This is a genomic window from Pseudomonas sp. UBA6562, from assembly GCF_002434265.1.
Lineage (GTDB): Bacteria > Pseudomonadota > Gammaproteobacteria > Pseudomonadales > Pseudomonadaceae > Aquipseudomonas.
Genome location: NZ_DJJS01000004.1, coordinates 441,072 through 467,396 on the forward strand (window position 1 = coordinate 441,072; position 26,325 = coordinate 467,396).

The 26,325-nt window shown below is 65.8% G+C and carries 27 protein-coding genes; 10 read left to right on the forward strand and 17 right to left on the reverse strand.

The genetic code is table 11. The annotated features are described in order from the left end of the window. Window positions 1-10: 10 nt before the first annotated feature. The 5 genes from B4M43_RS06260 to B4M43_RS06280 form a co-directional block, all read right to left on the reverse strand. On the reverse strand, window positions 11-1,201 hold the full coding sequence (locus tag B4M43_RS06260) for a benzoate/H(+) symporter BenE family transporter (protein ID WP_296265165.1): 1,191 nt from the start codon (window positions 1,199-1,201) through the stop codon (window positions 11-13). A 274-nt stretch (window positions 1,202-1,475) separates the two neighbouring features. After that, window positions 1,476-1,847 carry a glutaredoxin family protein gene (locus B4M43_RS06265; protein ID WP_296265167.1) on the reverse strand — a complete coding sequence of 124 codons (372 nt, stop codon included), beginning with the start codon at window positions 1,845-1,847 and terminating at the stop codon, window positions 1,476-1,478. A gap of 66 nt (window positions 1,848-1,913) precedes the next feature. Next, a complete protein-coding gene (folE, locus tag B4M43_RS06270; protein ID WP_296265169.1) occupies window positions 1,914-2,459 on the reverse strand; it encodes a GTP cyclohydrolase I FolE in 546 nt (181 codons plus the stop codon). 69 nt (window positions 2,460-2,528) lie between these two features. Then, the gene (locus tag B4M43_RS06275; protein WP_296265171.1) at window positions 2,529-3,089 is read right to left on the reverse strand and encodes a Smr/MutS family protein; all 561 of its coding nucleotides are present in this window, start codon (window positions 3,087-3,089) and stop codon (window positions 2,529-2,531) included. A gap of 82 nt (window positions 3,090-3,171) precedes the next feature. Further along, window positions 3,172-3,762, reverse strand: coding sequence for a cysteine hydrolase family protein (locus B4M43_RS06280; RefSeq protein ID WP_296265173.1), 591 nt, complete (start codon window positions 3,760-3,762; stop codon window positions 3,172-3,174). 179 nt (window positions 3,763-3,941) lie between these two features. Between B4M43_RS06280 and prmB the strand changes: the two genes are divergently transcribed. Next, entirely contained in the window at window positions 3,942-4,850 is a 909-nt protein-coding gene (prmB, locus tag B4M43_RS06285; RefSeq protein WP_296265175.1) for a 50S ribosomal protein L3 N(5)-glutamine methyltransferase, read from the forward strand. 104 nt (window positions 4,851-4,954) lie between these two features. Here prmB and B4M43_RS06290 read toward each other — a convergent pair whose 3' ends face one another. Then, entirely contained in the window at window positions 4,955-5,740 is a 786-nt protein-coding gene (locus tag B4M43_RS06290) for a hypothetical protein (protein WP_296265177.1), read from the reverse strand. A gap of 109 nt (window positions 5,741-5,849) precedes the next feature. Continuing rightward, a complete protein-coding gene (locus B4M43_RS06295; protein ID WP_296265179.1) occupies window positions 5,850-6,815 on the reverse strand; it encodes an alpha/beta hydrolase in 966 nt (321 codons plus the stop codon). Window positions 6,816-6,993: 178 nt separating this feature from the next. Between B4M43_RS06295 and aroC the strand changes: the two genes are divergently transcribed. The 3 genes from aroC to B4M43_RS06310 all read left to right on the forward strand — a co-directional run bounded on the left by aroC (window position 6,994) and on the right by B4M43_RS06310 (window position 9,867). Then, window positions 6,994-8,085, forward strand: coding sequence for a chorismate synthase (gene aroC, locus B4M43_RS06300; RefSeq protein WP_296265181.1), 1,092 nt, complete (start codon window positions 6,994-6,996; stop codon window positions 8,083-8,085). Window positions 8,086-8,176: 91 nt separating this feature from the next. Further along, window positions 8,177-9,334, forward strand: a complete 1,158-nt coding sequence (locus B4M43_RS06305; protein WP_296265183.1) for an MFS transporter — start codon at window positions 8,177-8,179, stop codon at window positions 9,332-9,334. Further along, complete coding sequence (locus B4M43_RS06310; RefSeq protein ID WP_296265185.1) at window positions 9,331-9,867, forward strand: oxidase; 537 nt, start codon at window positions 9,331-9,333, stop codon at window positions 9,865-9,867. The genes B4M43_RS06305 and B4M43_RS06310 overlap by 4 nt, the downstream gene beginning before the upstream one ends. A gap of 48 nt (window positions 9,868-9,915) precedes the next feature. Here the strand turns inward: B4M43_RS06310 and B4M43_RS06315 are convergent, their stop codons facing one another. Next, a complete protein-coding gene (locus B4M43_RS06315) occupies window positions 9,916-10,188 on the reverse strand; it encodes a DUF3509 domain-containing protein (RefSeq protein ID WP_296265188.1) in 273 nt (90 codons plus the stop codon). A 280-nt stretch (window positions 10,189-10,468) separates the two neighbouring features. Between B4M43_RS06315 and B4M43_RS06320 the strand changes: the two genes are divergently transcribed. Then, complete coding sequence (locus B4M43_RS06320; protein WP_296265190.1) at window positions 10,469-10,990, forward strand: ankyrin repeat domain-containing protein; 522 nt, start codon at window positions 10,469-10,471, stop codon at window positions 10,988-10,990. Between the two features lie 51 nt (window positions 10,991-11,041). Further along, window positions 11,042-11,569 (forward strand): hypothetical protein, encoded by a 528-nt coding sequence (locus tag B4M43_RS06325; protein ID WP_296265192.1) that lies wholly within the window; start codon window positions 11,042-11,044, stop codon window positions 11,567-11,569. 34 nt (window positions 11,570-11,603) lie between these two features. Here B4M43_RS06325 and B4M43_RS06330 read toward each other — a convergent pair whose 3' ends face one another. The 3 genes from B4M43_RS06330 to B4M43_RS06340 all read right to left on the reverse strand — a co-directional run bounded on the left by B4M43_RS06330 (window position 11,604) and on the right by B4M43_RS06340 (window position 14,801). Then, window positions 11,604-12,776 (reverse strand): vWA domain-containing protein, encoded by a 1,173-nt coding sequence (locus B4M43_RS06330; RefSeq protein WP_296265194.1) that lies wholly within the window; start codon window positions 12,774-12,776, stop codon window positions 11,604-11,606. Window positions 12,777-12,788: 12 nt separating this feature from the next. Continuing rightward, window positions 12,789-13,634, reverse strand: a complete 846-nt coding sequence (locus B4M43_RS06335) for an AAA family ATPase (RefSeq protein WP_296265195.1) — start codon at window positions 13,632-13,634, stop codon at window positions 12,789-12,791. Window positions 13,635-13,727: 93 nt separating this feature from the next. Continuing rightward, on the reverse strand, window positions 13,728-14,801 hold the full coding sequence (locus B4M43_RS06340) for a DUF748 domain-containing protein (RefSeq protein ID WP_296265197.1): 1,074 nt from the start codon (window positions 14,799-14,801) through the stop codon (window positions 13,728-13,730). A gap of 136 nt (window positions 14,802-14,937) precedes the next feature. Between B4M43_RS06340 and cysK the strand changes: the two genes are divergently transcribed. Together cysK and B4M43_RS06350 are read left to right on the forward strand one after the other, a co-directional pair. Continuing rightward, the gene (cysK, locus tag B4M43_RS06345) at window positions 14,938-15,912 is read left to right on the forward strand and encodes a cysteine synthase A (RefSeq protein WP_296265199.1); all 975 of its coding nucleotides are present in this window, start codon (window positions 14,938-14,940) and stop codon (window positions 15,910-15,912) included. Window positions 15,913-16,085: 173 nt separating this feature from the next. After that, window positions 16,086-17,021: an aspartyl/asparaginyl beta-hydroxylase domain-containing protein gene (locus B4M43_RS06350; RefSeq protein WP_296265201.1), complete on the forward strand. Its 936-nt coding sequence runs from the start codon at window positions 16,086-16,088 to the stop codon at window positions 17,019-17,021. 51 nt (window positions 17,022-17,072) lie between these two features. On the opposite strand, the gene B4M43_RS06355 is transcribed toward B4M43_RS06350, so the two are convergent. Genes B4M43_RS06355 through B4M43_RS06380 form a run of 6 tightly spaced genes read right to left on the reverse strand, consistent with a single transcriptional unit; the run spans window position 17,073 to window position 22,018 of the window. Beyond that, window positions 17,073-17,549: a DUF4265 domain-containing protein gene (locus tag B4M43_RS06355; RefSeq protein WP_296265203.1), complete on the reverse strand. Its 477-nt coding sequence runs from the start codon at window positions 17,547-17,549 to the stop codon at window positions 17,073-17,075. Beyond that, window positions 17,546-18,439, reverse strand: coding sequence for a DMT family transporter (locus tag B4M43_RS06360; protein WP_296265205.1), 894 nt, complete (start codon window positions 18,437-18,439; stop codon window positions 17,546-17,548). Before B4M43_RS06360 ends, B4M43_RS06355 begins: the two co-directional genes overlap by 4 nt. Window positions 18,440-18,490: 51 nt before the next feature. After that, window positions 18,491-19,231: a YciK family oxidoreductase gene (locus B4M43_RS06365; RefSeq protein ID WP_296265206.1), complete on the reverse strand. Its 741-nt coding sequence runs from the start codon at window positions 19,229-19,231 to the stop codon at window positions 18,491-18,493. A 37-nt stretch (window positions 19,232-19,268) separates the two neighbouring features. Then, window positions 19,269-19,940 carry an N-acetylmuramic acid 6-phosphate phosphatase MupP gene (gene mupP / locus B4M43_RS06370; RefSeq protein ID WP_296265208.1) on the reverse strand — a complete coding sequence of 224 codons (672 nt, stop codon included), beginning with the start codon at window positions 19,938-19,940 and terminating at the stop codon, window positions 19,269-19,271. Between the two features lie 2 nt (window positions 19,941-19,942). Then, window positions 19,943-20,641, reverse strand: a complete 699-nt coding sequence (ubiG, locus tag B4M43_RS06375; protein WP_296265210.1) for a bifunctional 2-polyprenyl-6-hydroxyphenol methylase/3-demethylubiquinol 3-O-methyltransferase UbiG — start codon at window positions 20,639-20,641, stop codon at window positions 19,943-19,945. A gap of 51 nt (window positions 20,642-20,692) precedes the next feature. Then, a complete protein-coding gene (locus tag B4M43_RS06380) occupies window positions 20,693-22,018 on the reverse strand; it encodes a TRZ/ATZ family hydrolase (RefSeq protein WP_296265212.1) in 1,326 nt (441 codons plus the stop codon). A gap of 167 nt (window positions 22,019-22,185) precedes the next feature. Here B4M43_RS06380 and mtnA point away from each other — a divergent pair, with 167 nt between their 5' ends. Then, window positions 22,186-23,259: an S-methyl-5-thioribose-1-phosphate isomerase gene (mtnA, locus tag B4M43_RS06385; RefSeq protein ID WP_296265214.1), complete on the forward strand. Its 1,074-nt coding sequence runs from the start codon at window positions 22,186-22,188 to the stop codon at window positions 23,257-23,259. Between the two features lie 257 nt (window positions 23,260-23,516). Continuing rightward, on the forward strand, window positions 23,517-26,288 hold the full coding sequence (gene gyrA, locus B4M43_RS06390; protein ID WP_296265215.1) for a DNA gyrase subunit A: 2,772 nt from the start codon (window positions 23,517-23,519) through the stop codon (window positions 26,286-26,288). Window positions 26,289-26,325 lie beyond the last annotated feature (37 nt).

Sequence of the window (26,325 nt, forward strand, 5' to 3'; positions counted from 1 at the left end):
GCGGGCGCTGTCAGGCCGTGCGGGGTTTGAGGATCAGCAAGGTCAGAAGACCGGCGACGATCCCCCAGAAGGCCGAGCCGACCGACAGCAGGGTGAAGCCCGAGGCGGTGACCATGAAGGTGACCAGCGCCGCCTCGCGCTCGCGCGACTCGGCCATGGCGATGTGCAGGCCGTTCATGATCGAGCCGAGCAGGGCCAGGGCGGCGATCGACAGCACCAGCTCCTTGGGCAGGGCGGCGAACAGCGCCGCCAGGGTAGCGCCGAAGATGCCGGCCACGCCGTAGAACGCCCCGCACCAGACTGCGGCGCTGTAGCGCTTGGTCGAATCCTCATGGGCTTGCGGGCCGGTGCAGATCGCCGCGCTCAGGGCCGCCAGGTTCAGGCCATGGCCGCCGAAAGGCGCCACCAGCAACGACGCCACGCCCGTAGCGGTGATCAGCGGCGAGGCCGGCACGTCGTAGCCGTCGGCGCGCAGCACGGCCATGCCAGGCATGTTCTGCGAGGTCATCACTACCACGAACAGTGGGATACCGATGCTGATGGTGGCGGCCAGGGAGAAGCTTGGGGTGGTCCACACCGGTGTCGCCACTTGCAGGTGGAAACCGCTGAAGTCCAGCAGGCCCAGACCGCCGGCCAGGGCCGTGCCGACCAGCAGCGCCACCAGTACGCAGTAACGCGGCGAGACGCGCTTGACCAGCAGGTAACTGAAGAACATGCCCACCACCAAGAGCGTCTGGTGCTGGGCGGCGACGAAGATTTCACTGCCGATGCGAAACAGAATGCCGGCCAGCAGCGCCGAGGCCAGCGAGGCGGGGATGCGTCGCACCAAGCGCTCGAAGCTGCCTGTGAGCCCGCAGACCAGCACCAGCACCGCGCTGGTGATGTAGGCGCCGACGGCCTCGTTGTAGCTAACCCCGCCCAGGCTGGTGATCAGCAGTGCCGCGCCCGGTGTCGACCAGGCGATGGTCACGGGCGTGCGATAACGCAGCGATAGGCCGATGCTGCACACCGCAATGCCGATCGACAGCGCCCAGATCCACGAGGAAATCTGCGCGCTGGTCAGGCCGGCCGCTTGCCCGGCCTGGAACATCAGCACCAATGAGCTGGTGTAGCCGGTGAGCATGGCGATGAAGCCGGCGACCACGGCGGACGGTGAGGAGTCTGCCAGCAGATGCGGGCGAACGGGTTTGGCGAGCGACATGGATCGTTCCCTGAGCGGATGTAAGCAGTGTTTTCAGCCTACCGGCTGGGCGCACAGGCTTTGCCATACAGCCGCGTGCGGGTTGGGCCGTACAGTCGTCGGTCAAGGGTGGGGGCAGTGGGAAAGTGGCCGCGCTCGGTGTGCGAGGGCAAGCATCGCTCGGCAGCTGTGCAGTTGACCGCAGTCGCCGTTCTAACCGCAGGCGATGCCGGTGCCAATCACGCTGCGGCAGTGGCCCCTGGGCCACCGCAGCAACGGCGCAGCAGCCGTAGACTCAGACGTTGCCGAAGCGCCGTTCGAGGTAGGCGATGATGTCGTTGGACTCGTACATCCAGCGCACTTCGTTGCCTTCTTCGATACGCAGGCACGGCACCTTGATGCGGCCGCCGCCTTCGAGCAGGGCCTGGCGGTGCTGCGGGTCGTGCTTGGCGTCGCGCAGGGCCACCGGTACGTTGAGGCGGTGCAGGGCACGGCGGGTCTTGACGCAGAACGGGCAGGCATGGAACTGGTACAGCGCCAGGTCGCGCGCCTGTTCCTCCACCTGCGCCTGGGCGGCAGGGTCGCGTTTGCGCTTGGCCGGGCGGCTGATCCAGTCGCCGAAGACGATAAGCTGGCCGAGACCGACGCGCAGGGCTTTGACGATCATGGAGCACTCCTGAAAGCAGATAAACGAAAAAGCCGACCCAAAGGCCGGCTCGCGCTCAGCGGGCGATCACTTGATCAGGCTGAGGAATTCGGTGCGGGTGGCGGCGTTGGCGCGGAATTCGCCGAGCATCACCGAGGTGATCATGCTGGAGTTCTGCTTCTCGACACCGCGCATCATCATGCACATGTGCTTGGCCTCGATGACCACGGCCACGCCCGCGGCGCCGGTCACCTGTTCGATGGCTTCGGCGATCTGCCGGCTGAGGTTTTCCTGAATCTGCAGGCGGCGGGCGAACATGTCGACGATCCGCGCGACCTTCGACAGGCCAAGGACCTTGCCCTTGGGCAGGTAGGCGACGTGGGCCTTGCCGATGAAGGGCAGCATGTGGTGCTCGCACATCGAATACAGCTCGATGTCGCGCACCACCACCATTTCGCTGTTATCAGAACTGAACAGGGCGTTGTTGGTGACTTCTTCGAGGGTCTGCTCGTAACCGCGGCAAAGGTACTTCATGGCCTTGGCTGCCCGCTTGGGCGTGTCGCGCAGGCCCTCGCGGGAGATGTCCTCGCCGATCTGGCCAAGGATCTCGGTGTAGTTCTGTTCCAGGGACATGGATCTACCTGTGGGAATTTTCGCAAAAATGAAGGGTAAGTCGGAGGACGCAGCGCTGCAAGCGCGATGTTACTCGTCGCGGCCTTCGAGCATGGTGCGTTTGAGCATCACATACACCGCGCCCGTACCGCCGTGGCGCGGCTGGCAGGAAACGAAGCCGAGCACCTGCGCATGCTGACGCAGCCAGGTGTTGACGTGGCTCTTGATCATCGGCCGCTTGCCGTCCAGGCGCGCGGCCTTGCCGTGGGTGACCCGCACGCAGCGCACTTCCAGCTTGGTGGCTTCGGCGATGAAGTCCCAGAGGGTTTCGCGGGCCTTTTCCACACTCATGCCGTGCAGGTCGAGGCTGCCCTCGAAGGCGATCTGGCCGAGCTTGAGCTTGCGCAGCTGGGCTTCCTGCACGCCGTCGCGGCGCCAGAGCAGCTCGTCTTCGGCGCCCACGTCGATGACGAACTGATCGGACAGGCCGTCGATCACCAGTGTCTGGTCGCTGCGAACCGTCGCCTTCTGGCGCAAACCGGCCAACTGCTGGCGGTCGGCCTTGGGCTTGCCGACTTCGGCGCGGTCGTGGGTGATCGGCTTGACGCCGCGCACTTCGCTACGAAAGAGGGAAAAATCGTCGTCTTGCATGTTGCCTCCACCTGAGGCGGCGTAGTTTACGCCACTGCGCAGGGCAGCGGCAGTCTGGCCGCGACATGCGCAGGCGTCGGCCTCAGATCAGGCTGGCGGTCGGCGCCACGCAGGCGAAGTTGTCGGCCATCACCGCCATCTCGCACTGGTGGATCTGCGCGGCGGGAATCACGCTGTCCTTGAAGGCCAGGTCACGGGTGGCGCTGGCGTCTTCGACCAGGGTGCAGCGGTAGCCGTAGTCCTTGGCGCGGCGCACGGTGGTGCTGACGCTCGAGTGGCTCATGAAGCCGCAGACGATCAGGTCGAGGTGGCCGAGGCCCTGCAGGGTTTCATGCAGCTTGGTGTTCTTGAAGGCATTGGGCATGCGCTTTTCGATCACCAATTCGCCCTCGCGTGGCTCGAGCCCCGGAATGAATTCGCCGCGTGGACCCTGCGGGTCGAACAGACCGCCCACGGTGCCCAGATGACGCACATGGATGATCGGGCGCCCGGCCAGGCGGGCGGCATCGAGCAGACGGGCGATGTTGGCCGTGGCCTCGTCCATGCCCGACAGCGCCAGCGGACCGCTGAGGTACTCCTTCTGCGCATCGATGATGATCAGGCTGGCCTGGCTCAACTTGGCCGGCGGATAATCGCGACCGCTCAGACGCAGCATCGTGGTTGCAACGGACATCAAGGGCTCCTTTGGGATAGGGCTGTTGCGCGCCATTGTCCTCTGCCGCGACGACAATGGGAATGCTTGACAGCGCAAGCGGCGCAGTTGCTGGCCTGTGGCTACATGACGGCACGTTCGGAGAAACATTTACAGACGCAGACTGATAGACTTTCCCGCTGCCTTCCAAGGAGTCCACCGTGATCACTTCCCGCCTGCGCACCTTGCGCGACCACATTCGCTGGGCGGTCAGCCGCTTCCACGAACACGACCTGTTCTTCGGCCACGGCGCCGACAACGCCTGGGACGAAGCGCGCCAACTGGTGCTCGGCGCCTTGCACCTGCCGTTCGAAGTGGCCGACGCCTACCTCGACTGCCAGCTCGAAGACGACGAGCGCGTGCGCCTGCAACACCTGTTCAAGCGCCGCATCGAAGACCGCATTCCCACCGCCTATCTGCTGGGCGAAGCCTGGTTCTGCGGCTTGTCGTTCATCGTCGACGAGCGCGTGCTGATTCCCCGCTCGCCCATCGGCGAACTGCTCGAAGCGCGCCTGGAACCCTGGTTGGGCAGCGAGCCGACGCGCATCCTCGACCTGTGCACGGGCTCGGGTTGCATCGGCATCCTGGCCGCCGACGTGTTCCCGGACGCCGAAGTGGTCTTGGCCGACCTGTCGTTCGACGCCCTGGAGGTCGCCAACCAGAACATCGAACGCCATGGCCTCGAAGAGCGCGTCTTCACCGTGCAGGGCGACGGTTTCGCCGGCCTGCCGCAGCAGCGCTTCGACCTCATCCTGTCGAACCCGCCTTATGTCGATGCGCAGGATTTCGCCGACATGCCGGCCGAATACCAGCACGAGCCGGAGCTGGGCCTGGCCTGCGGCGACGATGGCCTGGACCTGGTGCGGCGCATGCTGGCCGAAGCGGCCGACCACCTGACCGAGAAGGGCCTGCTGATCGTCGAAGTCGGCAACAGCCAGGTGCACGTCGAACAGCGCTATCCGGAAGTGGACTTCGCCTGGCTCGAGTTCAAGCGCGGCGGGCATGGCGTGTTCATGCTGTCCGCCGAGCAGTGCCGCCAGCACCAGGATCTGTTCCGCGCACGGGCCTGATGGGTTTGCCGTGCTCGCCGCGTTGGCGGGCGTCGTGCAACAGGCGTCGTGCGACGGGTGCCGTGCAGTGGACGCCGCACAGCGGCGCGCTGCAGCACGCGCAGCTAGCGGGTGGCGATGAAGATCAGCAGGCCGGCCTGGAACACCGCGAAGGCCACCAGGCAGGTGATGGTGAAGCGCAGGCCGCTGTCTTCGCGCTCGACCCGCGCCATGCGTTCGTCGCGTTCGCGCAACTGCGCGGTCATTTCCTGCAGTTGCTGTTCGGCCTGCTGCAGCATCGCCGCGCTGTCGAGCACCTGCAGGGCCTGCACCTTTTCCTCGTTCCAGTAAGGCCGCAACTGACTGACCACGCTGTCGAGGGTATGGCCCTTGGTCGGCTGGCCGTCGGCGTAGGCGATTTCCAGGCCGAAACTGCGCAGCACCTGATCGCGGCGCAGGCGCAGGTCGTCGTTCATGGCGTCACGCGCCGGCAGTTCAAGGGATTCGATCCGGTAGTCGGGCCAGCGCCCTTGCAGCCACTTGCCGGCCTGGGCCAGCAGGAAACGCCCCAAGCCGCGGTTGCTCGGCTCCAGGTTCAGGCTCTGCCCGCCGCCCAGTTGCACCTGGCGCAGGCCGTGGTCGACGCGCACGTCCAGACGATTCTGCTCCTTGTGCGTCATTTGTCCGGGCAGGCGGATCTCCAGGCGCAGCAAGCTGTGGGCCGGGCTGTGCCTTTCCACATGGCCGAACTGCACGAAACGCAGCGGGTGCGCGCCGTGGCGGTCGGTGGGCAGCGGGCTCAGGCGCAGCAGTTGGAATTGTTCGGCGGCGGCGTCGGCCCAGGGCAGGGGCGCACTGGGCGGGTCCTGCGGCGCGGCGGCAGGTTCAGCGCCGGTAGGGGCGACGGTCATGGAAAGTCCTCGGGTACGTGTCGGCGATGCACAGGGCAGGGCGGGGCGGCGCGTTCCAGCATCGATGCCGGGTTATCGGCCGCCCGCGCCGCAACCTGAGGGCCGCCGCTCAGTCCTGGGGCAGGGCGCGGATGAAGGCCACCACGCGCTCGCCCAGCTCCCGCGCCAAGGGCAGTTCCGGGTTGCTGTAACTGTCGCGCTGTTCGCTCATGTCCCGCGGGCTGATGCGCAGCATGTGGTTCATGCCGTCGATCAACACCAACTGCGCATCGGGTTTGGCCGCTTGCAACTTCTCGGCATCGAGCACCTCGACCTGCACGTCGTTGCGGCCCTGGACGATCAGGGCGGGCATCTTCAGGCGGCCGAAGGCGGCGGCCGGGTCCTGGCGCAACAGGGAAATCACGTAAGGCTGCACGCTTGGGCGGAAGGCCTGGCGCAAGGGCCTGGGCACATCGAGGCTGGTCTGGCCGGCTTGCAGGCGGTCGAGCAGCAGGTTGCCGCGCAGCATGTCGGCCGGATTCAAGCGCTTGGCCAGTTGCTCGCGCAGCACCTGGGCGATGGGCCGGCCGCTGCCGGCCAGGGTGACCACGGCGCTGGCCCCGGCGTCTTCGGCGGCAAGGCTGGCGATCAGCGCGCCTTCGCTGTGGCCGACGATGATCAGCGGCCCGAAGCGCGGGTCGGCACGTAGCTGGCGGCCCCAGGCGACGGCGTCGGCGACGTAGCGCTCGACGCTCAGGTCGCGCTCGTCGGGCGTGGCCGGCTGGCTCGCGGCGACGCCACGTTTGTCGTAGCGCACACTGGCGATGTGCTGCTTGGCCAGCAGCAAGGCCAGACGCTTGAGATTGTCGACCCGGCCCGAAGCCGGGTTGTTGCCGTCGCGGTCGGTCGGGCCGGAGCCGGGGATGATCAGCACTACCGGCGGCGGGGTGTCCTGCTGCGGCAACAGCAGGCTGCCATGCAGTACGCCCTGGCCGGTGTCGAGCTCGATCGGGCGTTGCGACACGGTCGGCGCCGCGGCGTAGGAGAGAGGTGCGAACAGGCACAACAGGAGCACAGCGACGAGACGCGAAGGCATGGAAGGGCGCTACATGGAGGGATGGTGTTCTGACCGGGGCGTCTGCCGAAGGTTCTGGCGTGCTGTTCAGGCACCTGGGCCGAGACCGGCCGGCATGACCAAACGGCAGCGCCTAACCCCGGCCATTTTCCGTATACTGCTGCGCTTCGTTCACTTCAGGCAGATTCGCGGAGCGTCCATGTCCGGCAATACCTACGGCAAGCTGTTCACTGTCACCACCGCAGGCGAAAGCCATGGCCCGGCGTTGGTCGCCATTGTCGATGGGTGCCCTCCGGGCCTCGAACTGTCCCTGGCCGACCTGCAGCACGACCTCGACCGGCGCAAGCCCGGCACCAGCCGGCACACCACCCAGCGCCAGGAAGCCGATGAGGTGGAAATCCTCTCCGGGGTCTTCGAGGGGCGCACCACTGGCTGCTCGATCGGCCTGCTGATCCGCAACACCGACCAGAAGTCCAAGGACTACTCGGCGATCAAGGACCTGTTCCGCCCGGCCCACGCCGACTACACCTACCACCACAAGTACGGCACCCGCGACTACCGCGGCGGCGGCCGCAGCTCGGCACGGGAAACCGCCATGCGCGTGGCCGCCGGCGCCATCGCCAAGAAATACCTGGCCACCCAGGGCATCCGGGTGCGCGGCTACATGAGCCAGCTCGGCCCCATCGAAATCCCGTTCAAAGGCTGGGAAAGCGTCGAGCAGAACGCCTTCTTCAGCCCGGACCCGACCAAGGTGCCGGAGCTGGAGGCCTACATGGACCAGCTGCGCCGTGACCAGGATTCGGTCGGTGCGAAGATCACCGTGGTGGCCGAGGGCGTGATGCCGGGGTTGGGGGAGCCGATCTTCGACCGCCTCGACGCCGAGCTCGCCCACGCGCTGATGAGCATCAACGCGGTCAAGGGCGTGGAAATCGGCGCAGGCTTCGCCAGCGTCGCCCAGCGCGGCAGCGAGCACCGCGACGAGATGACGCCAAAAGGCTTCCTGAGCAACGACGCCGGCGGCATTCTCGGCGGCATTTCCTCCGGCCAGCCGATCGTCGCGCACCTGGCGCTCAAGCCCACGTCGAGCATCACCGTGCCAGGCCGTTCGATCGACGCCGACGGCAATGCCGTGGAGATGGTCACCAAGGGTCGCCACGACCCGTGCGTGGGCATCCGCGCCACACCCATCGCCGAGGCGATGATGGCCATCGTGCTGATGGACCACCTGCTGCGCCACCGTGGCCAGAACGCCGACGTGCGCGTCACCACCCCGGTACTCGGCCAGGCCTGAGCGCATCCGGCAGGGCGGGCGAAGTCGGGCCTGCCGGCATCACCCTCGCGACGACCCGCAACGGTCGTCGCCTTGCCCCGACGTGGAGCCCATGCCCAGCATTCCCTACTGGCGGCTGTCCAGCTTCTACCTCTGCTATTTCGCCCTGCTGGGCGCCACGGCGCCGTTCCTGGCGCTGTACTTCGACCATCTGGGCTTCGCCCCGGCACGCATCGGCGAGCTGGTGGCAATCCCCATGCTGATGCGCTGCCTGGCGCCCAACCTGTGGGGCTGGCTGGGCGACCGGACCGGGCGGCGCTTGTTGATCGTGCGCCTGGGCGCCTTGTGCACCCTGGCCAGTTTCTCGCTGATCTTCTTCGGCCACAGCTACGCCTGGCTGGCACTGGTGATGGCCTTGCACGCGTTCTTCTGGCACGCGGTGCTGCCGCAATTCGAAGTCATCACCCTGGCGCACCTGCATGGGCAGACCGGACGTTACAGCCAAGTGCGCCTATGGGGCTCGGTGGGTTTCATCATTGCGGTGGTCGGCTTGGGCAGGTTGTTCGAACACGTGCGGTTGGACGCCTACCCCTGGGCGGTGGTGGCGATCATGGGCGGTATTCTGCTCGCCAGCCTGTGGGTGCCCAACGCGCAGCCGGTGGAGCAGGGCGAGCGGCGCGGCGCCGAGGGTTTCGTGGGCCAGCTGCGCGCGCCGGGAGTGTTGCCGTTCTACGTCTGCGTGGCGCTGATGCAGCTCAGCCATGGGCCGTACTACACCTTCCTCAGCCTGCACTTGCAGCATTTGGGTTACGAGCGCGGCGCCATCGGCTTGCTGTGGGCGCTGGGCGTGGTCGCCGAAGTGCTGATGTTCCTGCTGATGAGCCGCCTGTTCGCACGCATTTCGATCCAAGGCCTGCTGCTAGGCAGTTTCGTGCTGGCGGCGCTGCGTTGGGCATTGCTCGGCACCCTGGCCGACGTACCGGCCATCCTGCTGCTGGCGCAACTGCTGCACGCGGCCACCTTCGGCTGTTTCCACGCGGCCAGCATCGCGTTCGTGCAGGCCAGCTTCGGTGCCCGCCAGCAAGGCCAGGGCCAGGCGCTGTACGCCGCACTGTCCGGCACCGGCGGCGCCTTGGGCGCGCTGTACGCCGGCTATGCCTGGAATCAGTTGGGCGCCACCTTTACCTTCGCCGTGGCCAGCCTCGCTGCACTGGCGGCCGCCTCGATCACCGCGTTCACCCTGAACGCCACCCGGAGAACCCTGCGATGAGCATTCTCAGCGTCTATCACCACCGTACCCCTGAGCAACCGAACAAGGTCCTGACCCATGCCACCGACATCGCCGCCACCTTGGCCGAGCACGGCCTGGATTTCAGCCAGCACGCACTGACCGCACGGCCCCGTCCCGGCGGCGGGCGCGAAGCGGTCGCCCAGGCGCTTGGCGATGAGCTGCAAGCGCTACTCGGCACGCAACGTTGCACGGCCTTCGAAGTGCTCGACTGCGATGGCGAGGAAGGGCGGCCACAGCCAGGCGAAGAGGAACATGCCTACTCGGTCGATGAAGTCTTCGTGGTTGTCAGCGGACGTGCGCAGCTCGTCGTGCGCCGTGGCGAATGGGTATTTGCGGTGCTGTGCGAGCGCGGCGATGCCCTACGGGTGCCCGGCGGCAGCGGTCGTTGGTTGAGCCTAGGAGAACGACCGTTCTGTGTCGCGGTACGCTTGCTGAAGGGCGAGGGGAACAGCGTGCCGGTGCATGGCGATGGTGCCAAGCCCAGCGAATTTCCGGGGATGGATGAACTCTGATGCATCTAAGGGGCCATAGACATGGCCCCACGTCATGAACATTACGGCTTAGCGGTAGGTCGGCAGGGCAAAACGTTGTTGGCTTTGCAGCATCGAGATCACCGGCAGTTCGCTGGCTTGTTCGGCCAGATCGCGGCGGATGGCGCTGATGGCCCAAGACAGTTGCTCGGCGCTGTGCAGTTGAGCGTAGGACAGTACGCGGCGGCTAACTTTGTTGTCGGCAGCGCGCAGGGTCAGCAGAACGCCGCCGTCTGGGCGAGGCTGGGTGCTGACTTGATAGCCTGGGAAGACGGAAGTGAATTTTTGCTGAATGAGGTCCATGGTGACTCCTGAGCGTTGAAGGTTGCAGATTCTGTCCTCTAACGTTGCAGTGACCATGCCAGCTTTGAGCTCATGAAAAAACCCAGCAAAATCAACGGCTTGTAATGTTTCAGAAATATGCGCCCCATGCAGGCTGCAAGGTCATGCATTTTGCACAGTGCATTTTGCAATGCTGCGATGTCAGATAGCCTGCCTCTTTCATTCCGATAGTTTCTGAACCTTTGTCGCCACGCAGTGGCCTGACAGATCATTGGGTGAACAATCTGCCAGGAGAATCACGATGCAAGACGCTGCCCCTGCCACCATGACCGATGAAGAGACCGCTGCGTTCGCCGAACAGGTGTTCAACTGCGCACGCAGTGGCGATGCCGACCTGCTGGAGCGTTTGCTCGACAGCGGCCTGCCGGTCAACCTGCGTAACGGCAAGGGCGACAGTCTGTTGATGCTGGCCAGCTACCACGGCCACTTCCAGGCAGTCCAGGTTTTGCTCAAACATGGCGCCGATCCGTTGCTGGCCAACGACAACGGGCAGATGCCGATCGCCGGCGCTGCGTTCAAAGGCGATCTGCCGATGATCAAACTGCTGCTCGAACACGGTGTACCGGTCGATGCCGCTGCCGCCGACGGCCGTACGGCTCTGATGCTGGCGGCGATGTTCAACCGTATGGACATCCTCGAATTCCTGCTGAGCCGCGGCGCCGATCCCGCCCATCGGGACGCACGCGGTGCGACCGCTTTGGTCGCGGCGCAGACCATGGGGGCCGTAGAGGCCATGGCACGCCTGCAAGCGCTGGCCGACTGACCGAGCCAGGGGTATCCTTGGCGCCTTTTCACTCTGCCAGGCTACCCCTTCATGAAGAACTCGTTGCGCGAACTCATCAGCCTCATCGGCGCCGGCTGCATGCTCGACGAGGACATCGACCGCATCGCCGACGAAGCAGCACAGGCTTACGCCGACCCAGCGGCTTTCCTCGCCGCCAACCCCGACATCAACTACGACGACAGCTTCCCCATGCCTTTGGGCGAGTGGGTCGTGGTCGGCAGCCTGCCCGATACCGTGCTGTTCCAGGCCGAGACCTACCAGCAGTTGTTCGAAGCCATCAGCGGTTCGTTCGACCAGGGCGTGGCGTTCAACCTCAAGCCCAAACAGTTGGCGCGCACCGAGCCGTTGACGGCGCTCAACCGCATGCAGGTGCAGATGGCGGCGCTGAACAAGGAGGGCGGGGGTTATGTGTTGTTGAACTTCAGCCAACTGCTCGACGATCCTTTGCAGATGGTGATCGTGGCACGCAATGACTTACCACGTGTGCTGGAGTTGGCTGCCGAAGTAGGCATTGTCGCCGAGCCCGCCCTGGATGCCTTGAAAGCTGCCCAAGCCTGAACGGGCGCCTCAAGGAGCGCCGAACCGGTCGCTCCTAGAGGCGCTTGATGCCTTCCTCCAGACCTTGCAGGGTCATGGGAAACATCCGCCCCTCCAGCATCTCGCGCACCAGCTCGATCGAGGCCGTGTAGTCCCAAGCGCGGGTAGGGTAGGGGTTGATCCAGATGACCTTGCTGAATTTCTCCAGCACCCGCTGCATCCACACGTAGCCGGCTTCCTCGTTCCAGTGTTCGACGCTGCCGCCCGGCTGGGTGATCTCGTAGGGCGCCATGGCCGCATCGCCCACGAAGATCACGCAGTAGTCGTCGCCGTACTTGTGCAACAGGTCATAGGTGCCCATGCGCTCGCCGTTGCGCCGCTGGTTGTTCTTCCATACCGACTCGTAGACGAAGTTGTGGAAGTAGTAGTACTCCAGGTGCTTGAACTCGCTGCGGCAGGCCGAAAACAGCTCTTCGCAGACTTGCACGTGGGCATCCATGGAGCCGCCGATGTCGAACAGCAACAGCAGCTTCACCGCGTTGCGCCGCTCGGGGCGCATCTGGATGTTGAGCAGCCCGCCGTCGCGCGCCGTCTGGTCGATGGTGCCGCCGATGTCGAACTCGTCCGCCGCGCCTTGCCGCGCGAACTTGCGCAGGCGCCGCAGTGCCAGCTTGATGTTGCGCGTGCCCAGCTCGACCTGATCGTCGAGATTCTGGTAGTCACGCTGTTCCCACACCTTGACCGCCTTGCCCTGGCGCTCGCCGGCATCGCCCACGCGGATGCCCTCGGGGTTGTAGCCCCCCGAGCCGAACGGGCTGGTGCCCCCGGTGCCGATCCACTTGCTGCCGCCGGCGTGGCGTTCCTTCTGTTCGGCCAGGCGCTGCTTGAACGCTTCGATCAGTTTGTCCAGGCCGCCCAAGGACTGGATCTGCGCCCGCTCTTCGGCGCTCAGCGAGCGCTCGAACTCCTTGCGCAGCCAGTCTTCGGGAATCAGCGCTTCCAGGTGTCGGTCGAGGTCGCTCAGCCCATCGAAGTAGGCGCCGAAGGCACGGTCGAACTTGTCGAAGTGCCGTTCGTCCTTGACCAGAATGGTGCGTGCCAGGAAATAGAACTGCTCCATGTCGGCGAACACCACGTGCTGCTCCAGGGCGGCATGCAGGTCGAGCAGTTCGCGCAGCGACACCGGCACCTTGGCCGCGCGCAGTTCGGTGAACAGGTTGAGCAGCATGGGCCAGGTTCCTCAGCGGTTGCCGCGGCGGCTCATGAACGCCAGGCGCTCGAGCAGTTGCACGTCCTGCTCGTTCTTCACCAGGGCACCGGCCAGCGGCGGAATCGCCTTGCTGGGGTTGCGCTCGCGCAGCACGGCCTCGCCGATGTCGTCGGCCATCAACAGCTTGAGCCAGTCGACCAGTTCGGACGTGGAAGGCTTCTTCTTCAGGCCCGGCACCTTGCGCACGTCGAAGAACACGTCCAGCGCTTCGCTGACCAGGGAGGTGCTGATGTTCGGATAGTGCACATCGACGATGCGTTGCAGGGTGGCGCGGTCGGGGAAGGCGATGTAGTGGAAGAAGCAGCGGCGCAGGAAGGCGTCCGGCAACTCCTTCTCGTTGTTCGAGGTGATGATGATGATCGGGCGGTGCCGCGCTTTGATGGTCTCGTTAGTCTCGTAGACGTAGAACTCCATGCGGTCGAGTTCCTGCAACAGGTCGTTGGGGAACTCGATGTCGGCCTTGTCGATTTCGTCGATCAGCAACACCACGCGCTCGTCGGCTTCGAACGCCTCCCAGAGCTTGCCTTTCTTCAGGTAGTTGCGCACGTCGTGGACCTTGTCCACGCCCAGTTGCGAGTCGCGCAGGCGGCTGACCGCGTCGTACTCGTACAGGCCTTGCTGGGCCTTGGTGGTCGACTTGATGTGCCAAGTGATCAGGCGCGCGCCGAACGAGGCGGCCAGTTGCTCGGCGAGCAGGGTCTTGCCGGTGCCCGGCTCGCCCTTGACCAACAACGGGCGCTGCAAGGTGATCGAGGCGTTGACCGCGAGTTTCAGGTCGTCGGTGGCGACGTAGTCGCGGGTCCCTTCAAATTTCATCGAAACGGTCCTCAGGGCGGAAATGGGCAATGGCAGCGACTATAACCGCCGCCGCCCAGGCTGCAAATGCGGCCTGGGCAGGTTGGCGGTTGGTCAGTCGGTATCGGGCTTGGGCTGCTCGTAGCGCGCGTTGAACGCCTGCACGAAGCCGTTGCGCAGGATCTGCAGGAAGGCCTGGAAGGCGCTGATGTCCTGCTGGTGCACACTGCCGCTTAGGTTCACGCGGGTGGCGAACTGGTTCTTGGGTTGGTTCTTCAGCACGTTCTGGCCGGCGCCGACCACCGCTTCCCAGATCGAGCGGAAGAAGCCCTTGTCCTTGTTTTCGACGTCCTGCTGCCAGTCGAACACTTCCACATCGCGCAGCAGGGGTTTGATGTAGCCGCTCAGGCGGCCGTCCTCGGCCTGGGCTTCGATCACCACTTCGCCGTGGCCAGCGTTGAAGTCGAACTTGCCGTAGGCGCTGGCGAAGTCGTTGAGTTGGCGCAGGGTGATGTCGCTGGCGCGCAGGCGGAACTCGAAGTCGTCGAAGTCGCTGAAGGGGTCGAAGGTGGCGCTGCTTTCCACCCGCGCATCGCCGAATAACCGCGCCTTGGCGTCGAAGCTGGCGTCGCGGCGCCCTTGCTGGTCGCGCACGTTGGTCAGGTTGTGGATGCTGGCGTTGAGCTGGGTGGCCTGCAAGCGTACGGGCGGCTTGGACTGGAAATTGCGAAAGCTCACGGTGCCGTTGTGGATCAACACTTCGTTGAGGGTGATGGGCAACAGCTTGTCCAACTGCTGGCGCCAGTCGGTGCCACTACCGGACTGCGAGGCCTGCTTGCTGCCGCCGTCGACGAAGTTGATCACCGGTTCGTCGAAGGTCACCTTGGCCACCACGGCCTGGTCGTACCACAGCGAATGCCAGCTCACCGAAATGTCGATCACCGGCGCTTCGAGCAGCGGCACCGGCACCTTGCCGCTGGTCTTGACGATCTTCAGGCCGTTGACCTTGTAGGCGCCACGCCATAGCGCGATGTCCACGTCGCTGACCTGGCCGCGGTACTCGCCCATGTCGGCGAGTTTGTCGTTGAGGTAGTCGCGCACCAGGATCGGTAGCGCCACATGCAGCGCCACCAGCAGCACGACCAGGGTGGCCACACCGATCAGCGGCCAACGGTAGCGGGCTTTCATCGACAACTCTCCATATCCATTGCTCGAAGCGACAAGGCGGTTGACCCTGGGCGCGTCGCGCGAGTTCGAACGGGCTTTACGGGCTACCGGGGCAGGCTTACCCTTGATGGCTCAATCGCCTGCACAAGGACCCAGCATGAGCCGCATCTACGCAGACAATGCCCACTCCATCGGCAACACGCCGCTGGTGCAGATCAACCGCATCGCGCCGCGCGGCGTGACCATCCTGGCCAAGATCGAAGGGCGCAACCCCGGTTATTCGGTCAAGTGCCGGATCGGCGCGAACATGGTCTGGGACGCGGAAGCCAGCGGCAAACTCAAGCCGGGCATGACCCTGGTCGAGCCCACCTCGGGCAACACCGGCATCGGCCTGGCGTTCGTCGCCGCCGCGCGCGGCTACAAGCTGCTGCTGACCATGCCAGCCTCGATGAGCCTGGAACGGCGCAAGGTGCTCAAGGCGCTGGGCGCCGAGCTGGTGCTCACCGAGCCCGCCAAGGGCATGAAGGGCGCCATCGAGAAGGCCGCCGAAATCGTCGCCTCCGATCCCGCTACCTATTACATGCCGGGGCAGTTCGAGAACCCGGCCAACCCGGCCATCCACGAGAAGACCACCGGCCCGGAGATCTGGAACGACACCGACGGCGCGGTCGACGTGCTGGTGGCGGGCGTCGGCACCGGCGGCACCATCACCGGCATTTCGCGCTACATCAAACACACGCAAGGCAAGCCGATCACCAGTGTGGCGGTGGAGCCCGCCAGCTCGCCGCTGATCACCCAGACCCTGGCCGGCCAGGAACTGCAACCCAGCCCGCACAAGATCCAGGGCATCGGCGCGGGCTTCGTGCCGCAGAACCTCGACCTGTCGATCGTCGACCAGGTGGTGACGGTCACCGACGAAGAGTCCAAGGCCATGGCCCTGCGCCTGATGCAGGAGGAGGGCATCCTCTGCGGCATTTCCTGTGGCGCAGCCATGGCGGCGGCCGTGCGTCTGGCGGAGAAACCGGAGATGCAGGGCAAGACGATCGTGATGATCCTGCCCGACTCCGGCGAGCGCTACCTGTCGAGCATGCTGTTCAGCGACCTGTTCAGCGAGCAGGAAAACCAGCAGTAGGCCCCACGTCGCGCAAGTCCACTGACCAGGCGCAATGCGGCAGTGGTCGGTAACCCGCACACTCCTGCCCCGACCCATCCGTCCCCGGTTGTTTTGCCGTGGGGCGGATGGGTTTATGATGTCCGGCGATTTCTGGCAGCCATCGCCTGTTTTTCCTCTCCAAGGAGTGTTGCATGACGTTTTCCTTCATCGCCAAGGCGGGTGTCCTGCTGGTGTTCTTCGCCAGCGTGCTGTACGTGCACCTGCGCGGCAAGGCGCGTTTGCCGGTACTGCGCCAGTTCGTCAACCATTCGGCGCTGTTCGCGCCGTACAACGCGTTGATGTACCTGTTCTCCGGCGTGCCGTCCAAGCCCTACCTGGACCGTCAGCGCTTTCCCGAGCTGGACGTGCTCAAGGACAACTGGCAGGAAATCCGCGTCGAGGCCATGCGCCTGTTCGACGAGGGCTACATCCGCGCCGCCGAAAAAGACAACGACGCAGGCTTCGGCTCGTTCTTCAAGAAAGGCTGGAAGCGTTTCTACCTGAAGTGGTACGACAAGCCGCTGCCGTCGGCCGAGGCGCTGTGCCCGCGCACCGTCGAGCTGGTCAGCAGCATTCCCAACGTCAAGGGCGCGATGTTCGCCCTGCTGCCCGGCGGCAGCCACCTCAACCCGCACCGCGATCCGTTCGCCGGTTCCCTGCGCTATCACTTGGGGCTGTCCACGCCCAACTCGGATAACTGCCGCATCTACGTCGACGGTCAAGCCTATGCCTGGCGCGACGGCGAAGACGTGATGTTCGACGAGACCTACGTGCACTGGGTGAAGAACGAAACCGACATGACCCGGGTGATCCTGTTCTGCGACGTCGAGCGCCCGCTCACCAGCCCGCTGATGACCCGCCTCAACCGCAAGGTCAGCGCTTTCCTCGGCCGTGCCACCGCACCGCAGAACACCGACGACGAGCGCGTCGGCGGCATCAACCAGGCGTATGCCTGGAGCAAGCGCTTCAGCAACCGGTTCAGCGCCCAGGTGAAGCAGTTCAAGCGCGCCAACCCTAAGGCCTACCGCATTCTGCGGCCCATCCTGGCGGTCGTGGTGGCGTACTTGCTGTACCGTTGGTTGTTCTGACGAACTTGTTCTGATGGACCTGTTCTGACGGACCTGCTCCGATCGATCGCGCTAGCCGGGCAGCAACCCGTCCGGCAGCGCATGACGCAACACACCTTCCTCGAAATCCAGCACGCCGGCCTCGCGCTGTACCCATAGAAAGTACAGCAGCGGGTCGATGTTGACCTGCGCCGGCACATGGATCGCCAGCAAGCGCGTGGACCGCTCCAGCTCGCAGGGGCAGGCGAAGGCTTGTAGCGCGGCCTGTATTTCGTCCAGTTCCTCGCCTGCCTTGATCCGCACCCGCAGCATCGAGCCGCCGAGGGCGTGCAGCACCTCGTCCACCCACAACACCTGGCCTTCGCGGCGTACGCTGACCCAGTCGCCTGGGGCGATGTCGTAGGCATGGAACGGCAGGCTGTCGATCCGATATACACCATCCAGGAACTGAGCCCACAGCCCCTCCACCGACGACGTCGGGTAGCCGTCGGCATCGTGCGGCAGACGCACCAGCACTTTGTAATAGCCCGGGTCGGCGTGCCCGCTCATGCTTGAACCGGGCGTTTGACCCGCGCTGGGCGCAGCACCAACCACAGGGCGATGGCGATCAGCACGCCGCCGTACAGGTGGCCGAGCGACAGCGGCTCGTCCAGCAGCCAAGCGCCCCACAGCACGCCGAACACCGGAATCAGGAAGGTCACGGTGCTGGCCTTGACCGGGCCGATCTCGCCCAGCAGGCGGAAATACAGCACATAGGCGAAAGCCGTGCACAGCAGGCCCAGGCCCAGCAGCGACCCCCAGACCTGCCAGCCGCCCCAGCTGGCGGGCGGCTGCGTGGCGACGCTCCAGGCGAACGCCGGGGTCAGCAGCAACGTGGCGCCGAGCATGCTGCCCAAGGCCGACAGCCGACTGTCCAGGCCGCCGACCCAGCGCCGCGCCAGGTACCCGGCGAAGCCATAGCAGGTGGTCGCCGCCAGGCAGGCGAGGGCGCCTTGCAGCAAGGTCGCGTCCAGCGCCACCGGCCCGGCGCCGCTGAGCACGCCGACGCCGAGCAGGCCCAGCACGATGCCGCACAGCTTGGCGGGGGTCATGGCTTCCTGGAAGAACAGCGCGCCGATCAGCACGCCCATCAACGGCGTGGTGGCGTTGAAGATCGCCGAATAGCCGGCCGGGAGCACTTGTGCGGCTACGGCGTAGAAGGTCGCCGGAATGCCCGAGTTGATCATGCCCAACAGCAGGCAGGCCTTGAGCTTGCCCTGGAAGTGCCAGCCAACGGGCGAGGCGGCGACGATGGCGATCAGGCCCAGGCAGGCGATCGACACGCGAAAGAACGCAGTAGGCACGGTGCCGAGTTCCGGCGCGATGATGCGCATGAACAAGAAGCTCGCCCCCCAGACGGCGGCGAGCATGAGCAGGCGAACAAGAGCGATGGCAGGCAAAACGAACTCCGGGGAATAGGGGCGCAGGCTGGCCACCCCTGACATCGAGGCTTACTGCGCGTTGAGCGCCTGGCCGTTCACGGCCTTGCTGTCCGGCCCCATCAGGTACAGGTACACCGGCATGATCTCTTCGGGCAGCGGGTTGTTCTGCGGGTTTTCGCTGGGGTAGGCCTGGGCGCGCATGCTGGTGCGCGTGCCGCCCGGGTTGATGCTGTTGGCGCGCACGGGCGCCACGCCTTCGAGCTCGTCGGCCAGGGTCTGCATCAGGCCCTCGGTGGCGAACTTCGACACGCCATAGGCGCCCCAGTAAGCCCGGCCCACACGCCCCACGCTGCTGGAAGTGAACACCACCGAAGCGTCCTGGGACAGCTTGAGCAGCGGCAGCAGGGTGCTGGTGAGCATGAAGGTGGCGTTGACGTTGACGTGCATCACCCGCATGAAGTGGTCGCCCGACAACTGCTCCAAGGGCGTGCGCGGGCCGATGATCGAGGCGTTGTTGAGCAAGCCGTCGAGGCGCCCGAACTGGTTCTCGATCATGACCGCCAACTCGTCGTACTGGTGCGGCAGCGCGGTTTCCAGGTTGAACGGAATGACCACCGCTTCCGGGTGCCCGGCCGCCTGGATCTGGTCGTAGACCTCGTTCAGGTTGGCCTCGGTCTTGCCCAGCAGCAGTACGGTGGCACCCAGCGCCGCATAGGCCTTGGCGGCCGCGGCGCCGATGCCGCGCCCGGCGCCGGTGACCAGGATCACACGGTCTTTGAGCAGCTCGGGACGGGCGGTGTAGTCGAACATGGCGGGTGTCCTTGCAATCGGGTGAACGTGAAGGGGCTCAGCAGCCGCACAGGGCGCTGTCGAGCACCTTGCGCAACTCCAGCGGATGGTCCACCACCACGTCGGCGCCCCAGTGGTTGGGGTTGTCGTCGGGGTGGATGTAGCCGTAGCGCACCGCAGCGGTACGGGTGCCGGCATCGCGGCCGGACTCGATGTCGCGCAGGTCGTCGCCGACGAACAAGACGCTGGCCGGGTCCAGGTCGAGGGTGGTGCAGGCCAGGGTCAGCGGCTCGGGGTCGGGCTTGCTGCGCTTGACGTGGTCCGGGCAGATCAATACGGCGGAACGCTCGGCCAGGCCCAGGCGCTGCATGATCGGTTCGGCGAAGCGCAGGGGCTTGTTGGTCACCACGCCCCACAGCAGGTTGCCCTTCTCGATGTCGGCGAGCAGGGTTTCCATGCCGTCGAACAGGCGGCTGTGCACCGCGCAATCGCGCTGGTAGCGCTCGAGAAACTCCAGGCGCAGCGGCTCGAAGGTCGGGTCTTCCGGTTCGATGCCGAAGGTCGCGCCGACCATCGCCCGCGCGCCGCCGGAGATGACGTCGCGCACCACTTTATCGGCAACCGGCGGCAAGCCGCGGTCGGCGAGCATGGCCTGGCTGATGGCGATGAAGTCGGGCGCGGTGTCCAGCAGGGTGCCGTCCATGTCGAAGAGTACCGCTCGCAAACGCATGCTCATTCCTCGCGCAGGGTCTGGATCATGTAATTGACGTCCACGTCGCTGCTGAGCTTGTAGTGCTTGGTCAGCGGGTTGTAGGTCAGGCCGATGATGTCCTTGACCTCCAGCCCGGCGCTGCGGCCCCAGGCGCCCAGCTCGGACGGGCGGATGAATTTCTTGAAGTCGTGGGTGCCGCGCGGCAGCATCTTGAGGATGTATTCGGCGCCGACGATGGCCAGCAGGTAGGCCTTGGGGTTGCGGTTGATGGTCGAGAAGAACACCTGGCCGCCGGGCTTGACCAGGCGCTTGCAGGCCTCGATCACCGACGACGGGTCGGGCACGTGCTCGAGCATCTCCAGGCAGGTGACCACGTCGAATTGCCCCGGCTGCTCGGCGGCCAGGGCCTCGGCGGTGATCTGCCGGTATTCGACCTGCACGCCCGATTCGAGCTGGTGCAGACGCGCCACCGACAACGGCGCCTCGCCCATGTCGATGCCGGTCACGCTGGCGCCGCGCAGGGCCATGGCTTCGCTGAGGATGCCGCCGCCGCAACCGACGTCGAGCACCTTCTTGCCGACCAGGCTCACGCGCTCGTCGATCCAGTTGACGCGCAGCGGGTTGATGTCGTGCAGCGGCTTGAACTCGCTCTCGCGGTCCCACCAGCGGTGGGCCAGGGCTTCGAACTTGGCGATTTCGGCGCGATCGACGTTGCTCATGGAAAAGGTCCTCGGAAGAGCTTCATTAATAAGGGTGGCCAACGGCGAAGGTCATGGGCGTTCCGCGCGCATGCGCTCGCCCCAGGTGCGCGCCATGGCGGCCAGGGCGTCGGCGTCCATGCGCGTCAGGCGGCGGTCGTCGAGCAGTTGTTCGCCTTCGACCCACACATGGCGTACACAATCCCGGCCAGTGGCGTAAATAAGTTGCGAAACCGGGTCGTGCACCGGTTGCTGGGCCAGGCCCGAGAGGTCGAAGGCCACCAGGTCTGCGGCCTTGCCGGTTTCCAGCGAGCCGACGCAGGCCTCCATGCCCAGGGCGCGGGCGCCGTTGAGCGTGGCCATGCGCAGCGCGCGGTGGGCGTCCAGGGCGCTGGCCGAACCGGCGACAGCCTTGGCCAGCAGCGCGGCGGTGCGGGTTTCCCCAAGCAGGTCGAGGTCGTTGTTGCTGGCCGCACCGTCGGTGCCGACCGCCACGTTGACCCCCGCCTGCCACAACCGCTCCACCGGGCAGAAGCCGCTGGCCAGCTTGAGATTGGATTCGGGGCAATGCACCACGCTGGTGTTGCTTTCCACCAGCAGGGCCAGGTCGTCGTCGTTGACCTGGGTCATGTGCACCGCCTGCATGCGCGGGCCCAGCAGGCCCAGGCGCGACAGCCGCGCCAAGGGGCGTTCGCCATGCTCTTCGACGGCCTGTTCGACTTCGCGGGCGGTCTCGTGCACGTGCATCTGCAAGGGCGCATCGAGCTGGTCGGCGATGACGCGGATCTTTTCCAGGTTGGCGTCGCTGACCGTGTACGGCGCATGCGGGCCCAGCGCGATGTTGATGCGCGGGTGGTGGCGCAAATCGCCGAACAGCTCGATGGCCTGGTGCAGGCCGTCCTCGGGGGTGCGTGCGCCGGGGATGGCGAAGTCCAGCAAGGGTACGGCGATCTGCGCGCGCATGCCGCTACGGTGCACGCGGTCGCAGGCTTCGCGGGGGAAGAAGTACATGTCGGCGAAACAGGTGACGCCGCCTTGCAGTTGCTCGGCGATGGCCAGGTCCGTGCCGTCGCGTACGAAGGCTTCGTCGACCCAGCGGCTTTCCGCCGGCCAGATGTGCTGTTCGAGCCAGGTCATCAGCGGCAGGTCGTCGGCAAAGCCGCGCAACAGGCTCATGGCGGCGTGGCCGTGGGCGTTGATCAGGCCGGGGGCGAGCAGGCAGTCGGGCAGTTCGCGCACCTCCGCGGCCGCCGGCGCCCGATGGCGCGGGCCGATCCAGGCGATCAGGCCGTCACGCACGCCCAGCGCATGCTCGGTCAGCACGACGCCCGCAGGTTCGACCGGTACCAGCCATTGCGGAACGAGCAGCAGGTCGACGGGGGGTACGGCGCTGGGCATGCAGGGTGTACCTGGTTCTAGGCGAAGCGTGCAGTATACCGCAATGGCAGAGGGTTGAGCTTCCCGCGCAGGCCGCCAGGCGAGGCGGCTCGACGGTTTCCCGAGCACCCCCGGAAACAGCTCGGTATACTCCGCCGTTTTTCACAGGCGAACGGCGGGTAAAGGTAATGCGCGAGCGACTCTTGGCGGCAGAGAAGGTGGTCAGCATCCGCTGGCGCGACGGCGCGCTGCACCTGCTCGACCAGCGCCTGTTGCCCGCGCAGGAGCATTGGCTGGCGTGCACCGAGGTGGCGCAGGTGGTGTCGGCGATCCAGGGCATGGCCGTGCGCGGCGCCCAGGCCATCGGCATCAGCGCGGCCTACGGCCTGGTGCTGGCGATGCGCGAGCGCTTGGCCGAGGGCGACGATTGGGAGCAGGCGCTGGAGGAAGACTTCCTGTCTCTCGCCGAATCGCGGCCCACCGTCGCCAACCTGTTCTGGGCGCTCAATCGCATGCGCGAGCGCTGGCTGCGCGTGCGCCCCGGCGAAGACCTGGTCGCCGCGCTGCTGGCCGAGGCCGTGGCGATCCACGAAAGCGACCGCGAAGCCAACCTGACCATGGCCCAGTATGGCGTCGAGCTGATTCGCCGGCATCAGGGCAGCGAGCAGATCTTCTTCACCCACGGCAACGCCGGCGCCCTGGCCTGTGGCGGCATCGGCACCGCCCTGGGGGTGATCCGCGCGGCGCAACTCGAGGGCATGGTCGAGCGGGTCTATGCCGACGAAACCCGGCCCTGGCTGCAAGGCTCGCGCCTGACCGCCTGGGAGCTGGCCAACGAAGGCGTGGCCGTGACCCTGTGCGCCGATTCCGCCGCCGCGCACCTGATGAAGACCAAGGGCATCACCTGGGTCATCGTCGGCGCCGACTGCATCGCCGCCAACGGCGACGTCGCCGGCAAGCTCGGCACGTACCAGCTGGCCGTCGCGGCCATGCACCACGGCGTGCGCTTCATGGTGGTGGCGCCCAGCACCAGCATCGACCTGAACCTGGAAAGCGGCGAAGACATCCCGCTGGAAGAGCGCTACCCCGACGAGTTGCTGGAAGCGCCGGGCGAGCGCGTGGCGGCGGTCGAGGTGGTCAATCCGGTGTTCGATGTGACGCCGGCCGACCTGATCGATGCCATCGTCACCGAACGCGGGGTCATCGAGCGCCCCGACACGGCCAAGATCGCGCAGCTGGTATGCCGCAAACGGCTGCACTGACGCACCGGCAGGGGCGGGTGGCGCTGCGTGGACGGCAGGCTTTGCATGCCTGGCGCATCTCCCATCGCCCCGGTCGTTGTGGTAACATCCGGCAGTTTCCAAGGCGGCCCATGTCGGCCGTCCTCATTGCGCAGATCCATGTCACAACTCATTGATTTGTCGTAAGTCGTCGCACCCTTGTGCGTTGCGGCGGCGAGCTTCGTTCGTCCCAGGTGGGATTTGACGGAGTTTCACCAGAAAAAGGAATCAGGCTTCTCATGGGCGAACTGGCCAAAGAAATCCTCCCGGTCAATATCGAAGACGAACTGAGACAGTCTTACCTCGACTACGCGATGAGCGTGATTGTCGGGCGAGCGCTGCCCGATGCGCGTGACGGCTTGAAGCCCGTGCATCGCCGCGTTCTGTTTGCGATGAGCGAGCTGGGCAACGACTGGAACAAGCCGTACAAGAAATCCGCCCGTGTGGTCGGTGACGTCATCGGTAAGTACCACCCCCACGGCGACACCGCCGTGTACGACACCATCGTGCGCATGGCCCAGCCGTTCTCGCTGCGCTATCTGCTGGTCGACGGTCAGGGCAACTTCGGTTCGGTCGACGGCGACAACGCCGCGGCCATGCGATACACCGAAGTGCGCATGTCCAAGCTGGCCCACGAGCTGCTGGCCGACCTGCACAAGGAAACCGTCGACTGGGTGCCCAACTACGACGGCACCGAGCAGATCCCGGCGGTCATGCCCACGCGCATCCCCAACCTGCTGGTCAACGGCTCCAGCGGCATCGCCGTGGGCATGGCCACCAACATTCCGCCGCACAACCTGGGCGAAGTCATCGACGGCTGCCTGGCGCTGATCGACAATTCCGAGATCACGGTCGATGAGCTGATGCAGTTCATCCCGGGCCCGGACTTCCCCACCGCCGGGCAGATCAACGGTCGCCAGGGCATCATCGAGGCCTACCGCACCGGTCGCGGGCGTATCTACATGCGCGCACGCTCCAGCTTCGAAGACATCGACAAGGTCGGCGGTCGTCAGCAGATCGTCATCACCGAGCTGCCCTACCAGCTGAACAAGGCGCGTCTGATCGAGAAGATCGCCGAGCTGGTCAAGGAGAAGAAGCTCGAAGGCATCACCGAGCTGCGCGACGAGTCCGACAAGGACGGCATGCGCATCGTCATCGAGCTGCGTCGCGGCGAGGTGCCGGAGGTGGTGCTCAACAACCTCTACTCGCAGACCCAGCTGCAAAGCGTGTTCGGCATCAACATCGTCGCCCTGATCGATGGCCGTCCGCGTCTGCTCAACCTCAAGGACCTGCTCGAAGCCTTCGTCCGCCACCGCCGCGAAGTGGTGACCCGGCGTACCGTCTTCGAGCTGCGCAAGGCCCGCGAGCGCGGCCACATCCTCGAAGGCCAGGCGGTCGCGCTGTCCAACATCGACCCGGTCATCGCCCTGATCAAGGCCTCGCCGACCCCGTCGGAAGCCAAGGAAGCCCTGGTCTCCACGCCATGGGAATCCTCGGCCGTGCAGGTCATGGTCGAGCGCGCCGGTGCCGAGTCGTGCCGCCCCGAAGACCTGCCCGAGCAGTACGGCCTGCACGAAGGCAAGTACTGGCTGTCGCCGGAACAGGCCCAGGCCATCCTCGACCTGCGCCTGCACCGCCTGACCGGCCTGGAGCACGAAAAGCTGCTGGCCGAGTACCAGGAAATCCTCGCCCAGATCGGCGAGCTGATCCGCATCCTCAGCAGCGCCCAGCGCCTGATGGAAGTGATCCGCGAAGAGCTCGAAGCCATCCGTGCCGAATACGGCGACGTGCGCCGCACGGAAATCCTCGACGCCCGCCACGACCTCAACTACGGCGACATGATCCCGGAAGAAGAGCGCGTGGTGACCATCTCCCACGGTGGCTACGCCAAGACCCAACCGCTCACCGCCTACCAGGCCCAGCGCCGCGGCGGCAAGGGCAAGTCGGCGACCGGCGTGAAGGACGAGGACTATATCGAACACCTGCTGGTCGCCAACAGCCACGCCACCCTGTTGCTGTTCTCCAGCAAGGGCAAGGTGTACTGGCTCAAGACCTACGACATCCCCGAAGCGTCGCGCGCCGCGCGCGGCCGGCCGATGGTCAACCTGCTGCCGCTCGAAGAGGGCGAACGCATCACCGCGATGCTGCAGATCGACCTCGAGGCCCTGCAACAACAGGCCGATCCGGACGAAGAGCTGGAAGAGGGCGACGACACCGTGCTCGAAGGCGAAGTCATCGAGCCCGAAGAAGTCGACGAAGAAGACGGCGACACCGCCGAACTGGTGGCCGAGCCGACCGGCGCGTTCATCTTCATGGCCACCGCCCTCGGTACGGTCAAGAAGACCCCGCTGGCCCAGTTCGCCCGTCCGCGCAGCAGCGGCCTGATCGCCGTCAAGCTCAAGGAAGGCGACACCCTGATCGCCGCAGCCATCACCGACGGCGCCAAGGAAGTCATGATGTTCTCCAGCGCCGGCAAGGTGATCCGCTTCGCCGAGGGCGTGGTGCGTCAGATGGGCCGTAGCGCCCGTGGCGTGCGCGGTATGCGCCTGCCGAAAGGGCATGAAGTCATTTCGATGCTGATCCCCGAGTCCGGCGCGCAGATCCTCACCGCGTCCGAGCGCGGCTTCGGCAAGCGCACCCCGCTGTCCAAGTTCCCGCGTCGCGGTCGCGGTGGCCAGGGCGTCATCGCCATGGGCACCAAAGGGCGCAACGGCAACCTGATCGGCGCCATCCAGGTGCACGAAGGTGAGGAAATCATGCTCATCTCCGACCAGGGCACCCTGGTCCGCACCCGCGTCGGCGAGGTGTCGAGCCTGAGTCGCAACACTCAGGGCGTGACCCTCATCAAGCTGGCCAGCGACGAGACTCTGGTGGGCCTGGAGCGGATCCAGGAGCCTTCCGAAGACTTGGACGAACTGATCGAGCTTGACGAAGAAGGGCTCGAGCCATTGGCGCCCGAGGGCCAGGACGAAGACGGCCAGGCGGCTGCCGAAGAGCCCGGCCAGGAATAACATGTAGCAAACCCGACGGGGCGACAAAGGTCGCCCC